We start from the raw sequence: 13,079 nt of genomic DNA, 5'->3' as shown, positions 1-13,079 counted from the left end.
AGGGTACTCCGACGAAGGAGGAGCCCAACCAGGAGCACAAGCCCTTGGTTACTTGGGGCTTTATCAAGTAACTCGCCGAAGGCGAAACAGTATGCCCCCAGGCAGACGCTCTTGATCTCAAACGCTTATAAAAAAACGCCCCGAATTAATCGGGGCGCTTTCACAACAGCACTACCTCACATCAATGCGACACCGCACCACTGGCCCCCAGGCCCGTCTGCGAACGCACAAACTGCGGGAAGAACAACGCACGCTCACCTTCTGCCGCCTTCGACTTATCCGTGATCGAGAAAAACCAGATCCCGACAAACGCAATCGCAATCGAAAACAACGCAGGATACTCGTACGGGAAAATCGCCTTCTCGTGATGCAGAATCTGCACCCAGATGGTCGGACCGAGCACCATCAACACCACCGCACTGACCAGCCCCATCCAGCCGCCGATCATCGCGCCACGCGTGGTCAGGTTCTTCCAGTACATCGAAAGCAACAACACCGGGAAGTTACAGCTCGCCGCAATCGAGAACGCCAGGCCCACCATGAACGCAATGTTCTGACTCTCGAACGCGATACCCAGCAGAATCGCCACGACCGCCAACGCCACCGTGGTGTACTTCGACACACGGATCTCATCTTTCTCGTTAGCCTTGCCCGCCTTGATCACACTGGCATACAAGTCGTGAGACACCGCCGACGCACCGGCCAGCGTCAGACCCGCCACGACCGCCAGAATGGTCGCGAACGCCACCGCCGAAATAAAGCCCAGGAACAGACTGCCACCGACCGCATCGGCCAAGTGAACCGCTGCCATGTTATTGCCGCCGAGCAGCGCGCCCGCCGCGTCCTTGAACGCCGGATTGGTGCTGACCAGCAGGATCGCGCCAAAACCGATGATGAAGGTCAGGATGTAGAAGTAGCCGATGAAACCGGTCGCGTAGAGCACCGACTTACGGGCTTCCTTCGCGTCACTCACGGTGAAGAAGCGCATCAGAATGTGGGGCAGGCCCGCGGTGCCGAACATCAGCGCCAGACCCAGGGAGAACGCCGAAATCGGATCTTTCACCAGACCGCCCGGGCTCATGATCGCCTCACCTTTCGGGTGAACCTTCACAGCTTCCGAGAACAGCACGTTGAAGTCGAAGTTGACGTGCTTCATCACCATCAATGCCATGAACGACGCACCGGAGAGCAGCATCACCGCCTTGATGATCTGTACCCATGTGGTCGCCAGCATGCCGCCGAACAGCACGTACAGGCACATGAGGATACCGACGAGCACCACCGCCACCGCATAGTCCAGACCGAACAACAGCTGGATCAGCTTGCCGGCGCCGACCATCTGCGCGATCAGGTAGAACGCCACGACCACCAGCGAACCGCAGGCGGACAAGGTGCGGATTTCCTTCTGCTTGAGGCGATAGGACGCCACGTCAGCGAAGGTGTACTTGCCCAGGTTACGCAGGCGTTCGGCGATCAGGAACAGGATGATCGGCCAGCCCACCAAGAAGCCGATGGAGTAGATCAGACCGTCGTAGCCGGAGGTGTACACCAGCGCGGAAATCCCCAGAAAGGACGCCGCCGACATGTAGTCACCGGCAATGGCCAGACCGTTCTGGAAACCGGTGATCTTGCCGCCTGCCGAGTAATAGTCCGACGCTGTCTTGTTCTTTTTCGACGCCCAGTACGTGATGTACAAGGTGAATCCGACGAAGACCACAAACATGATGATCGCCGACACGTTCAACGGTTGCTTCTGCACCGCACCGGTCAGCGCTTCGGCTGCCCAGAGTGTCGGTGCGAAAGCCGCAAGGCCGAAGGCCGCAAGCAGGCGCCGGATCATTGCTGTGCCTCCTTCAGGATCGCGTTGTTCAGGTCATCGAACTCACCGTTTGCGCGGCGAACGTAGATGGCGGTCAGAATAAACGCGGACAGAATCAGCCCGACGCCGATCGGCATACCCCAGGTAATGGTTGATGTGGCGCTGAGTTTAGCGCCGAGTATCTGAGGCCCATACGCAATCAGAAGGATGAATGCGGCATAGAGCCCAAGCATGATTGCCGAGAGAATCCAGGCGAATCGTTCCCTTTTCGAGACCAGCTCCTTGAAGCGCGGGCTGTTCTGAATCGAGAGGTAAATGCTGTCGTTCATTGTTTTTGTCCTCGCAGCACAGATGGATGTCACGGTTTGCACTTTAGTCCGCTCTGCGTTGCACTCCAGACGACCTTAGTATTAGAACGACATTAGTTGAGATACGCCGAATTGCACCGCGTCTGCCGACCGCTTTGAAAGAAGTCATGACAGGCGAGCTGAATGGCCAATAAAAAACCGCCTGGCGATGGCTCACCAGGCGGTTCGGTGCAACGTTAAACTTTTGTGACCGGTTACTTGCCGGTCCACTCCTTGACGCGATCCGGGTGTTTCGCGACCCAGTCCTTGGCCGCCGCTTCAGGCTTGGCGCCGTCCTGGATGGCGAGCATGACTTCGCCAATTTCATCCTTGTTGGCCCACTGGAACTTCTTCAGGAAGTCCGCCACGTCGGGGGCCTTCTTCGCCAGGTCCAGGCTGCCGATGTTGTCGACGGTTTCAGCCGCACCGTATACACCTTTCGGGTCTTCGAGGAACTTCAGCTTCCACTTCGCGAACATCCAGTGCGGCACCCATCCGGTCACCGCAATGGACTCCTTCTTGTTCTCCGCGCGGGTCAGCTCGGCGATCATGCCGGCGCCCGAACTGGCCTGCAGCTTGTAACCGTCGAGGCCGTAATCCTTGATCGCCTGGTCGGTCTTGATCATGACGCCTGAACCGGCGTCGATGCCGACGATTTTCTTCTTGAAGGAGTCGTCGGTCTTGAGGTCTGCCACCGAGTTGGCTTTCACGTACTCAGGCACGATCAGGCCGATTTTCGCGTCCTTGAAGTTGGGGCCGTAGTCGGTGACCTTGTCCTTGTTCTTGGTCCAGTACTCGCCGTGGGTCACGGGCAGCCAGGCGGACAGGATCATGTCCAGTTTGCCGGTCGCGACGCCCTGCCACATGATCCCGGCGGCAACGGCCTGCAGCTTCACCGGATAACCCAGTTTCTGCTTGATCACCTCGGCGGCGACGTTGGTGGTGGCAACACTGTCGGACCAGCCATCGACATAACCGATGCTCAGCTCGGGTTTGGCGTCGGCATGGGCCAGCGTGGAACTGATGGCCAGTGCCAGCGCGGCACCGACACCCAGGATTTTTCGCATCGTCATTTTCACTTCCCCGGTAGTCCAGAACCCGACAGCGGTCGGGCGTCGTTAACGTTCTTATAACGTCGCACTCGCGCCCTGGTTCGGGGCAAGCCACGCGTTTCACGCTTCCACCACGTGCCCGCGCAGACGCAATCACTGCGTGGACAATGGATCATCAACCCCCACAGACCTTGTGCCTTTCCTGCCAGCGACACCCAGCCACCCGGTAAACGACATCACCGGGCCATCAACGACAGACAGGTCGTAAAGACGCTATGAAACCGTCCGAAAATTGCATGGCGTGCAAAAGCGCTGAGAGGATGAGGTGTGTAACCGCGTCATCTTGCTACTATGCCGACCTTCGCCCCACTTCGGCCCCGTCATGTCCGCAACCTCCCGCTCCCCTGTCGCCCTCCTTTATCTGCTCTCCTGTCTGATTGCCCTGCTTGGCCTGTGCGGCTATTGGTACTGGCTGGGCAAGCCGGTGATTCTGCCGGACGCCGCCACCCCGACCCACAAACTGCAGTGCGCGTCCTACACGCCGTTTGACAAGGATCAATCGCCCTTCGACCAGCCGTTCACCCTGCGCCCCGCGCGCATGGACGCTGACCTCGCGTTGCTGGCGACCCGTTTCGACTGCATTCGCACCTATTCGATGACCGGCATGGAAGCGCTTCCCGACATTGCTCGCAAGTACGGCCTCAAGCTGATGCTCGGCGCCTGGGTCAACGGCAATCCGGTCGACACGGCCAAGGAAATCAAGGCACTGGTGACGGCAGCCAATACGCATCCGGATGTCGTAACGGCAGTGATCGTCGGCAACGAAAGCCTGTTGCGCAAGGAAGTCACTGGCGCTCAACTGGCCACGTTGATTCGTCAGGTCAAGGCTCAGGTCAAGCAGCCGGTGACCTACGCAGACGTCTGGGAGTATTGGCGGCAATACCCTGAAGTCGGGCCTGCCGTGGATTTCCTGACGATCCACCTGCTGCCGTACTGGGAAGACGCCCCCACCGGCATCGACGAAGCCCTGGCCCACGTCGCGCAGATCCGCGAAACGTTCGGCAAGCAATTCGCGCCCAAGGACATTCTGATCGGCGAGACCGGCTGGCCCAGCGAAGGCCGCCAGCGTGAAACGGCGTTGCCCAGCCGGGTCAACGAGGCGCGATTCATTCGCAGTTTCGTCACGATGGCCGAGCAGCACGGTTGGCACTACAACCTGATCGAGGCCTTCGACCAGCCCTGGAAGCGCCAGTCCGAAGGCGCCGTGGGCGGTTACTGGGGGCTGTTCGACGCGGATCGCCAGGACAAAGGCGTGCTGGCCGGGCCGGTCTCGAACCTGCCCTTGTGGCCATTCTGGCTGACGGCCAGTGGTGCCATCGCCCTGATGGCCCTGGCGTGGGCCGGCCGTGTCAGTCAACCACGCAGCGCGCTGATGCTCCCGTTGCTGGCGGCGTTCGCCGGTTGCTGCATCGGCACGTGGGGTGAACTGGCCCGGGTGACCAGCCGCTTCGCCGGCGAATACCTGTGGGCGGCGGCGCTGGTAGCGCTCAATCTGCTGGTCCTTGCCCACGCAGCGCTGGCGTTGTCAGCCCGCGCGGGCTGGCGCGAGCGCGTGTTCGCCTGGCTGGACGCTCGGGCCGCGTGGTGGTTGTACGCCAGCGGCTTCGCAGCGGCGGTGATGATGCTGGCGATGGTCTTTGATCCGCGCTACCGCAGCTTCGCGACGGCGACGCTGTGGCTCCCCGCCTTGGTCTACCTGATTCGCCCGGTGGCGGCACCGCGCCGGGAAATCGGCCTGCTGATGTTCATCGTCGGCGCGGGCATCGTGCCGCAGCTGTTTCGCGAAGGCTTGAGCAATCCTCAAGCGTGGGCGTGGGCGGCGGTGAGCCTGCTGATGGCGCTGGCACTGTGGCGCAGCGTGCGCATCGATGTTCGGTTAACCGCGCCGAGCGGTACGCGGACCCGCAGCGAAGAGGCTGTGTAACCGAGTGTGCGGCGCCACGGATACATTGTGTTACCGCCGAGGGACTGAAAAGCCCGAAGGCGGGTAACACGGAAACAAAAAACCGTTACACCGCAGGGGTGGCGATTGATCAGATTTCACAACCCCTTGATTTAAAAGGGATTACAAAAGTTGGCACGCACCCTGCTATATCTCCTGCATAACAAGAACAAAATGTGAAAACCCAATAAAAATAAGATGAATCGGCTCTGACATAACAAGAACAACGGCACAGAGACGCAGCCAACAGATTTTTTTGGAGTAGAAACGCTTTACCGAGGCCCCGGCCTCGCAGCCCGACCGAGAACAATAAAACTACCCTCAGGTAGCGGCCAGAACGGGTTGGATCACCTCTCGCTGAAGAGGAATCAAAGCAGGTCAGCGCTCAAAAAAATACGTTTGCTCTTGTATCCCGTATGGGGATCACCGAAGACGCTGTAAAGGGACCGGTTGCCAATAACAACAACAGACCGCCCTACAACAATAAGAAATAGCACGTGCAACGATTTAAAGGGGAGCCTCGGCTCCCTTTTATGCTGTCTGGGCTTTGGCGTTCAGCGCTCGGTTTTTTAAGTCACGCCTGCCGAGCCCGCACCAGCCGCAACCCGGCAATCACCACCGCGAACACCGCCAGACTGGCCGTGTACAGCACCAGCGCCAGTATCCCCAGCAACAAGCCAACGACCGCGAGCGCCCGGCCAACCTGACGGGGCACAAAGAACGCGACCAGCGATGCAATCAGCGCGCCCCACCCGAACACACCGAAGTGAATCCACAGGCCCAGGTTCGAGCGCAACTGGCACTGCCATTTCGACGCCTCGTCAGCGCAAATTCCTACCCATTGCACGTCTTCCATCAGGCCGTAGCGCAAGCCATAACTGACGGCCAGCCACAGCAACAGGATAAAAAACAGCACCACCAACGGCAGACGACGGGACACGACACACTCCAGAAAATAACCAACGGCGCGCAGGATAGCCGCAGCCGCCCGGGCAAAACCATACGGGCGATAAAAAGCACGAGCAGACAGGCCAGAAGTGCCATAACCTGTATCGTCGCGGAGGGTCATGCGAGAGTCGCTTGCCGTCACGGCACTTTGGCACTACACCCGTGTCATAGCCTGCGTATTTCAACAGCACATCATTCCCAAGGGATTCAGTCATGCTTCGTTTTCTGCGCCTCGCCGCCTTATCAGGCGGCCTGTTTTTGAGTGCGTCCGTGATGGCGGTCGATATCGATCCGTCCAGCTATGGCTTCCCCTTGACCAATCCGTTCGAAGCGACCATCGCCACGACCCCACCGGATTTGCGTGCCAAGGTGCCTGAAGACGCCGACATCGATCAGGACGATTACAGCCTCACAATGCGCCCGGAGCGTGAGTTCACACTGCCGGACAACTTCTGGGCCGTGAAGAAATTGCGTTATCGCCTCGCCAAACAAGACCACCCTGCGCCGCTGATCTTCCTGATCGCCGGCACCGGCGCGCCTTATAACAGCACCCTGAACGAATACCTGAAGAAGCTTTATTACGGCGCGGGTTACAACGTCGTACAGCTTTCGTCGCCGACCAGTTATGACTTCATGAGCGCCGCTTCGCGTTTCGCCACCCCTGGCGTGACCAAGGAGGACGCCGAAGACTTGTACCGCGTCATGCAGGCCGTTCGCGCCCAGCAGTCCAAACTGCAGGTCACCGAGTATTACCTGACCGGTTACAGCCTCGGCGCGCTGGATGCGGCCTTCGTCAGCAAACTCGACGAAACCCGCCGCAGCTTCAACTTCAAGAAAGTGCTGCTGATCAACCCGCCGGTGAACCTCTACACGTCGATCACCAACCTCGACAAAATGGTTCAGACCGACGTTAAAGGCATCACCAACAGCACCACCTTCTATGAACTGGTGCTGCAGAAGCTGACCCGCTACTTCCGCGAAAAAGGCTACATCGACCTGAACGATGCCCTGCTGTATGACTTCCAGCAGTCCAAGCAGCACCTGTCCAATGAACAGATGGCCATGCTGATCGGTACCTCGTTCCGTTTCTCGGCCGCTGACATCGCGTTCACCTCCGACCTGATCAACCGTCGCGGCCTGATTACCCCGCCCAAGACCCCGATCAGCGAAGGCACCAGCCTGACGCCGTTCCTCAAGCGCGCGCTGCAATGCGATTTCGATTGCTACGTGACCGAGCAGGTCATCCCGATGTGGCGTGCCCGCACCGACGGCGGCAGCCTGCTGCAACTGGTTGATCAGGTCAGCCTGTACGCGCTGAAGGATTACCTGGCCAGCAGCAAGAAGATTGCGGTGATGCACAACGCCGACGACGTGATCCTCGGCCCGGGCGACCTCGGTTTCCTGCGCAAGACATTTGGCGATCGCCTGACCGTTTACCCTTACGGCGGTCACTGCGGCAACATGAACTATCGCGTCAACAGCGACGCCATGCTGGAGTTTTTCCGTGGCTAAACGTCTATTGCTTATCGCCGCCCTCCTCTGCGCTGGCGCCGTCCACGCGGCCGACGCGCCGATCGTTTCCCAGGCAGCCCCGGTCCAGCGGATCGACAACCCGGATGGGTTCACCGAGCCGTTGAAGTCGCTGAAATTCAACCCGGGTCTGGACGCTCAGGAGTTCGAGCGCTCGTCGCTCAACGCACTGAATGTCTACGATCCGCTCGAGTCCTGGAACCGCCGGGTTTACCACTTCAACTATCGCTTCGATGAGTGGGTGTTCCTGCCGGTGGTCAACGGCTACAAATACGTCACGCCGAGCTTCGTGCGCACCGGCGTCAGCAACTTCTTCAGCAACCTGGGCGATGTGCCGAACCTGCTGAACAGCCTGCTGCAGTTCAAGGGCAAGCGCTCGATGGAGACCACCGGCCGCCTGATCGTCAACACCACCCTGGGCATCGCCGGGCTGTGGGACCCGGCGACCATGATGGGCCTGAAGAAACAGAGCGAAGACTTCGGTCAGACCCTGGGTTTCTATGGCGTTCCGGCCGGTCCGTACCTGGTGCTGCCGATCCTCGGCCCATCGAACCTGCGTGACACTGGCGGTCTGGTCTTCGACTTCACCGCTGAATCGCAGATCAACTTCCTCAACGTCGCCCAGGTCAGCGAAGACCACCCTGAGCTGTACCTGCTGCGCGCCATCGACCGTCGTTACACCACCAGCTTCCGCTACGGTCAGATGGACTCGCCGTTCGAGTACGAGAAAGTGCGTTACGTGTACACCGAAGCCCGCAAGCTGCAGGTTTCCGAGTAACGCGGCCTAAACGCTGCCGGCACTGCTGGCAGCAAAACCTGTAGGACCGGTTTCAGCCGGGAAGAGGCCGGTTGGCGCGCCATCACATTGCGGTGTGACTGCACGCGGTACTTTTTGGTAAGACCGGCTTCAGCCGGGAAGAGGCCCGTCGGCACGCCATCACATTCGTGGTGTTAATGCCGGCGTCTTCCCGGCTAAAGCCAGTCCTACCAGTGCGCGGTCCGGCCGGTGGCGATATGTCGGATGTTCGGGCCTCTTCGTGAGCAAGCTCGCTCCCACATGGACAGTGTTTGCTGCTCGACCTTACGGCGCCCGGATGAAGGGGCTCCCCGACAGTATCCGGAACAAGCCCCAGACCCATCGCCAAAACCGATCATACCCCCGCAAAAACCTCACCCATCCATCGCCCCAATAGGCCTACCATAGGCGCCATTCCCCTTCTGCCGGAGTGAGCCCCATGCCTCAATTTCGTAACGTGCTGTCGATCCAGGCAGGCCAACCGACGTCGGACGGCGCTGGCGTCAAGCTGACCCGAGTGTTCGGCGGGCCAGGCGTTGAATCCTTCGACCCGTTCCTGATGCTCGACGAGTTCGGCTCCGAGAACCCTGATGAATACATTGCCGGCTTTCCGCCGCACCCCCATCGCGGGTTTGAAACCGTGACCTACATGCTCGAAGGCCGCATGCGCCATGAAGATCACATGGGCAATGTCGGCCTGCTGCAAGGCGGCGGCGTGCAATGGATGACCGCGGCGCGCGGGGTCATTCACAGCGAAATGCCCGAGCAGGAAAAAGGCGCCATGCGCGGCTTCCAGCTGTGGCTCAACCTGCCCGCCAAAGCGAAGATGGGCGACGCCGGCTACGACGACATTCAGCCTGAGCGCATTCCGCGCATCACCACGCAGAACGGCGTCGACGTTGTGGTCATCGCAGGTCAATTCGACGACGGTCAGATGTCCCAGGCAGGCGCCGTGCAGCGTCCGGACACCGAGCCGCAGTATTTCGATTTCCACATGCCCGCCGGCAGCCACATCAACCCGCGCGTCGCCGAGGGCCATCGCGTGCTGCTGTACGTGTACGAAGGTGAAGTCGAGATTGCAGGACAGCCGCAGAAACTGGGCACGAGCCGTCTCGCGCGGTTGTCGGAAAGGGGTGAAATTCAGCTGAATACCCAGGCGGGCGCCCGCCTGCTGCTGATCGCTGGCAAGCCGCTGAACGAACCGATCGTGCAATACGGCCCGTTTGTGATGAACAGCCGTGAAGAAATCGAACAGGCCCTGCGGGATTTTCGGGATGACAAACTGACGGCGTGATCGCCGTCCCTCCGGCATTCAGCAACGCACTCAGTCCAGCCGCAAGAACCGCTTCAACTCTTCCTTCTGGGCCATCGCATCGCGGCGGCCCAGCTCGATGAGCTCGCTGCAATAACCCGACTCGAACAGCAGATAACTCAGCACCCCCGCCCCGCTGGTCTTGGTCGCACCCGGGCCGCGCAGAAACGTGCGCAGCGCCGGGGGCAGTTCGCGGCGATGGCGGGCGGCGATTTCGTCGATGGGCTGGCTGGGCGAAATCACCAGCACCTCCACGGGCGCCAGGGACTGAATGGGCGTGGATTCCGACGACTGCGGCCTGGGCTCGTCGGGCCCGGGCAGCATTCGGCTGACCAGATTCAGCCGCTCCAGCAATTCAATGTCACTCTCCAGGCTGTCGATGAACGTGCTGTTGAGCATGTGCCCGCCGATCTGCGCGAGGCTCGGCTGCGTGCCACGGACCGCGCGCGGCACAGGCGGGTTCGCGCCCGGTCCACGGGGGTTGCCGCTGACGCCCACCACCAGCACACGGTTGGCGCCCAGGTGCAGCGCCGGACTGATTGGCGCCGACTGCCGCACCGCGCCGTCACCAAAATATTCCTGCCCCAGTTTCACCGGCGCGAACAGCAAGGGGATCGCCGAACTGGCCAGCAGATGGTCGATGGTCAAGCGCGTCGGCAGGCCGATGCGGCGGTGCCGCAGCCAGGATTCGATCGTGCCCTTGCCCTGATAAAACGTGACCGCCTGCCCCGACTCGTAACCAAACGCGGTGATTGCCACCGCGCGCAGATGCTTCGCTTCAATGGCTTCCTGGATGCCGTCGAGGTTGAGCCGCGCGGTCAGCAGATCCTTCAGCGGCGAACTGTTGAGCAGCGCCACCGGCACCTGTTGGCGACCGATCCCCAACAGGCTGCGACCGAAGAACCGCGCGGCCTGCCGAACGACCCCGGGCCAGTCGCTGCGCAACACTTGGTGGCTGCGAAAGCCCTGCCAGAAGTCGGTCAGCTCGTGGACCGCGGTACGAAACTGCGCCGCGCCGCTGGCCAGCTTCACCGCGTTGATCGCCCCGGCGGAGGTGCCGACAATGACCGGAAAGGGGTTTTTGGCGCCGACCGGCAGCAGGTCGGCAATGCCGGCGAGCACGCCCACCTGATACGCCGCGCGGGCGCCACCGCCGGACAGGATCAGCCCGGTGATGGGCTCGACGCCGGGAGATATCGCTGAGTCGTCGCGCACCGCTTGTTGTTCTATGGCGCTTGTCGTCATGGGGATTGAGTTCTCGGTTTCAGCCACGCTTCTTGTACAGCTTCGGCTCACCCGGCGGCCGACTCTTGAAGCGCCGGTGCGCCCACAGGTACTGCTCGGGGCATTCGGTGACCGCACGCTCGACCCATTGATTGATGCGAATGCAGTCCGCCTCGTCGCTCTCCCCCGGAAAATCGCTCAGCGGCGGATGGATCACCAGTTTGTAACCACTGCCGTCGGCCAGACGCTCCTGAGTGAACGGCACGACCAGCGCGTGCCCGAGCTTGGCGAATTTGCTGGTGGCCGGCACGGTGGCCGCCTGAATACCGAACAGCGGCACGAAGATGCTCTGCTTGGCGCCGTAGTCCTGATCAGGCGCATACCAGATCGCCCGGCCCTTGCGCAGTTGCTTGATCATGCCGCGCACGTCTTCGCGCTCGACAGCGATGGAATCCTGGTTATGCCGCTCGCGGCCGCGTCGCTGCACATAATCGAACAGCGCATTCTTGTGCTCGCGGTACATGCCGTCGATGGTGTGCTGCTGGCCGAGCAAAGCCGCGCCGATTTCCAGCGTTGTGAAGTGCAGCGCCATGAGGATGACGCCATGGCCGTCCAGCTGCGCCTGCTTTAAATGATGAAGGCCTTCGATGTGGGCCAGCCGCGCCAGACGGGGCTTGCTCCACCACCAGCTCATGGCCATCTCGAAAAAGGCGATGCCGGTAGAGGCGAAGTTCTCCTTGAGCAGGCGTTTGCGCTCGGCCTTTGAATACTGGGGAAAACACAGCTCGAGGTTGCGCGCGGCAATCACCCGTCGATCGGTCGCCTGGTAATACATGACCCAGCCCAGCGCACGGCCAATCACCAGCAACACGCGAAACGGCAACTGCACGATCAGCCAGAGCACGCCCAGCCCCAGCCACAGCAGCCAGAAGCGGGGATGAAGAAAGTGAGCTCGAAAACGCGGGCGATCCATTACAGCTTCCGTCAAGACAAAGGCGGGCATTCTACATCGGTTCGCGCAGATCGTGCCCCCGTCGGTTGCGCCTCCCTTGCGGCTGGCGGGCGTTATCGTTATAAGTCTCGGCACTTTTAGCGACAAGCCGCTGTATGCCGACATGAGCCAAATCGAATTGCAAGACAAGGACCCCGTGTTCCAGCTGAAGGGCAGCATGCTGGCCATCACTGTGCTGGAACTGGCCCGCAACAACCTCGAAGCGCTGGATCGTCAACTGGCGGCAAAAGTCGCCCAGGCGCCGAACTTCTTCAGCAATACACCGCTGGTGCTGGCCCTCGACAAGTTGCCGCCGGATGAAGGCGCGATCGATCTGCCGGCAATGATGCGCATCTGCCGCCAGCACGGGTTGCGCACCCTGGCCATTCGTGCCAACCGAATTGAAGACATCGCCGCCGCCATTTCCATCGACCTGCCGGTATTGCCGCCTTCGGGCGCGCGGGAGCGACCGCTCGATCCGACGGAAGGCGAAGTCAAAAAGAAACCGGAAATCATCGAAAAGCCGCCCGAGCCGCTGATCAAGCCAACCAAGATCATCACCGCCCCCGTGCGCGGCGGTCAGCAGATCTACGCCCAGGGCTCGGATCTGGTGGTGATTTCCTCGGTCAGCCCCGGCGCCGAACTGCTCGCCGACGGCAACATTCACGTGTACGGCCCGATGCGCGGCCGCGCGCTGGCCGGGATCAAAGGCGATACCAAGGCTCGGATTTTCTGCCAGCAAATGGTCGCCGAACTGATCTCCATCGCCGGTCAGTACAAGGTGTCCGAAGACCTGCGCCGGGATCCGCTGTGGGGTGCCGGCGTGCAGATCAGTCTGTCCGGCGACGTGTTGAACATCACCCGTCTTTAACGGATACTGCGCCATTTTTAAGCCACTCTGATTCGTCGCGAAAACGACGCGAAGGCACCGGAACGTTCGGGTTATTTTTTTGTTTTCCCGAGCAGGGATTCCGTTACGGATTCCGATCACCGCCCTCGCCCGCTTTAGTTGCGCCGTCACGAGGGGCTCTTCAGGGACTCAACGTCCTTTTCCTCTA

The 13,079-nt window shown here is 60.7% G+C and carries 11 protein-coding genes; 5 read left to right on the top strand and 6 right to left on the bottom strand.

The window, feature by feature from the left end:
- Nucleotides 1-181: 181 nt before the first annotated feature.
- From QWI18_RS20900 to QWI18_RS20890, 3 genes are all read right to left on the bottom strand, one after another.
- Nucleotides 182-1,840 carry a cation acetate symporter gene (locus QWI18_RS20900; protein ID WP_192135476.1) on the bottom strand — a complete coding sequence of 553 codons (1,659 nt, stop codon included), beginning with the start codon at nucleotides 1,838-1,840 and terminating at the stop codon, nucleotides 182-184.
- The gene (locus QWI18_RS20895) at nucleotides 1,837-2,148 is read right to left on the bottom strand and encodes a DUF485 domain-containing protein (RefSeq protein WP_065986881.1); all 312 of its coding nucleotides are present in this window, start codon (nucleotides 2,146-2,148) and stop codon (nucleotides 1,837-1,839) included. Before QWI18_RS20895 ends, QWI18_RS20900 begins: the two co-directional genes overlap by 4 nt.
- A gap of 233 nt (nucleotides 2,149-2,381) precedes the next feature.
- On the bottom strand, nucleotides 2,382-3,239 hold the full coding sequence (locus QWI18_RS20890) for a glycine betaine ABC transporter substrate-binding protein (RefSeq protein ID WP_065986879.1): 858 nt from the start codon (nucleotides 3,237-3,239) through the stop codon (nucleotides 2,382-2,384).
- Nucleotides 3,240-3,600: 361 nt separating this feature from the next.
- On the opposite strand from QWI18_RS20890, the gene QWI18_RS20885 reads away from it, so the two are divergent.
- Nucleotides 3,601-5,202, top strand: a complete 1,602-nt coding sequence (locus tag QWI18_RS20885; protein WP_369319731.1) for a glycosyl hydrolase family 17 protein — start codon at nucleotides 3,601-3,603, stop codon at nucleotides 5,200-5,202.
- A gap of 592 nt (nucleotides 5,203-5,794) precedes the next feature.
- On the opposite strand, the gene QWI18_RS20880 is transcribed toward QWI18_RS20885, so the two are convergent.
- Nucleotides 5,795-6,160: a hypothetical protein gene (locus QWI18_RS20880; protein ID WP_065986985.1), complete on the bottom strand. Its 366-nt coding sequence runs from the start codon at nucleotides 6,158-6,160 to the stop codon at nucleotides 5,795-5,797.
- A gap of 221 nt (nucleotides 6,161-6,381) precedes the next feature.
- Here QWI18_RS20880 and QWI18_RS20875 point away from each other — a divergent pair, with 221 nt between their 5' ends.
- From QWI18_RS20875 to QWI18_RS20865, 3 genes are all read left to right on the top strand, one after another.
- Nucleotides 6,382-7,680 carry a serine/threonine protein kinase gene (locus QWI18_RS20875; protein WP_065986875.1) on the top strand — a complete coding sequence of 433 codons (1,299 nt, stop codon included), beginning with the start codon at nucleotides 6,382-6,384 and terminating at the stop codon, nucleotides 7,678-7,680.
- Nucleotides 7,673-8,476, top strand: a complete 804-nt coding sequence (locus QWI18_RS20870; protein WP_065986871.1) for a VacJ family lipoprotein — start codon at nucleotides 7,673-7,675, stop codon at nucleotides 8,474-8,476. The genes QWI18_RS20875 and QWI18_RS20870 overlap by 8 nt, the downstream gene beginning before the upstream one ends.
- A gap of 457 nt (nucleotides 8,477-8,933) precedes the next feature.
- Nucleotides 8,934-9,788 (top strand): pirin family protein, encoded by an 855-nt coding sequence (locus QWI18_RS20865; protein WP_065986869.1) that lies wholly within the window; start codon nucleotides 8,934-8,936, stop codon nucleotides 9,786-9,788.
- A gap of 30 nt (nucleotides 9,789-9,818) precedes the next feature.
- Here QWI18_RS20865 and QWI18_RS20860 read toward each other — a convergent pair whose 3' ends face one another.
- Together QWI18_RS20860 and QWI18_RS20855 are read right to left on the bottom strand one after the other, a co-directional pair.
- Nucleotides 9,819-11,051 carry a patatin-like phospholipase family protein gene (locus QWI18_RS20860; RefSeq protein WP_296307788.1) on the bottom strand — a complete coding sequence of 411 codons (1,233 nt, stop codon included), beginning with the start codon at nucleotides 11,049-11,051 and terminating at the stop codon, nucleotides 9,819-9,821.
- A gap of 19 nt (nucleotides 11,052-11,070) precedes the next feature.
- Nucleotides 11,071-12,003 carry a lipid A biosynthesis lauroyl acyltransferase gene (locus QWI18_RS20855; protein WP_296307789.1) on the bottom strand — a complete coding sequence of 311 codons (933 nt, stop codon included), beginning with the start codon at nucleotides 12,001-12,003 and terminating at the stop codon, nucleotides 11,071-11,073.
- A 142-nt stretch (nucleotides 12,004-12,145) separates the two neighbouring features.
- Here QWI18_RS20855 and minC point away from each other — a divergent pair, with 142 nt between their 5' ends.
- The gene (minC, locus tag QWI18_RS20850) at nucleotides 12,146-12,892 is read left to right on the top strand and encodes a septum site-determining protein MinC (protein WP_074890214.1); all 747 of its coding nucleotides are present in this window, start codon (nucleotides 12,146-12,148) and stop codon (nucleotides 12,890-12,892) included.
- Nucleotides 12,893-13,079: the final 187 nt, after the last annotated feature.

Origin of the sequence: Pseudomonas sp. W2Oct36, from assembly GCF_041060465.1 — a bacterium.
Lineage (GTDB): Bacteria > Pseudomonadota > Gammaproteobacteria > Pseudomonadales > Pseudomonadaceae > Aquipseudomonas > Aquipseudomonas graminis_B.
The sequence above is the reverse complement of the archived record's forward strand: the minus strand, read 5'-3'. Positions and strand labels throughout refer to the sequence as shown.

What these genes read in the sequence shown, in the direction of transcription:
- QWI18_RS20900 (WP_192135476.1), bottom strand. Translation starts at nt 1,840, where the DNA reads ATGATCCGGCGCCTGCTTGCGGCCTTCGGCCTTGCGGCTTTCGCACCG.
- QWI18_RS20895 (WP_065986881.1), bottom strand. Translation starts at nt 2,148, where the DNA reads ATGAACGACAGCATTTACCTCTCGATTCAGAACAGCCCGCGCTTCAAG.
- QWI18_RS20890 (WP_065986879.1), bottom strand. Translation starts at nt 3,239, where the DNA reads ATGACGATGCGAAAAATCCTGGGTGTCGGTGCCGCGCTGGCACTGGCC.
- QWI18_RS20885 (WP_369319731.1), top strand. Translation starts at nt 3,601, where the DNA reads ATGTCCGCAACCTCCCGCTCCCCTGTCGCCCTCCTTTATCTGCTCTCC.
- QWI18_RS20875 (WP_065986875.1), top strand. Translation starts at nt 6,382, where the DNA reads ATGCTTCGTTTTCTGCGCCTCGCCGCCTTATCAGGCGGCCTGTTTTTG.
- QWI18_RS20865 (WP_065986869.1), top strand. Translation starts at nt 8,934, where the DNA reads ATGCCTCAATTTCGTAACGTGCTGTCGATCCAGGCAGGCCAACCGACG.
- QWI18_RS20860 (WP_296307788.1), bottom strand. Translation starts at nt 11,051, where the DNA reads ATGACGACAAGCGCCATAGAACAACAAGCGGTGCGCGACGACTCAGCG.
- QWI18_RS20855 (WP_296307789.1), bottom strand. Translation starts at nt 12,003, where the DNA reads ATGGATCGCCCGCGTTTTCGAGCTCACTTTCTTCATCCCCGCTTCTGG.
- minC (WP_074890214.1), top strand. Translation starts at nt 12,146, where the DNA reads ATGAGCCAAATCGAATTGCAAGACAAGGACCCCGTGTTCCAGCTGAAG.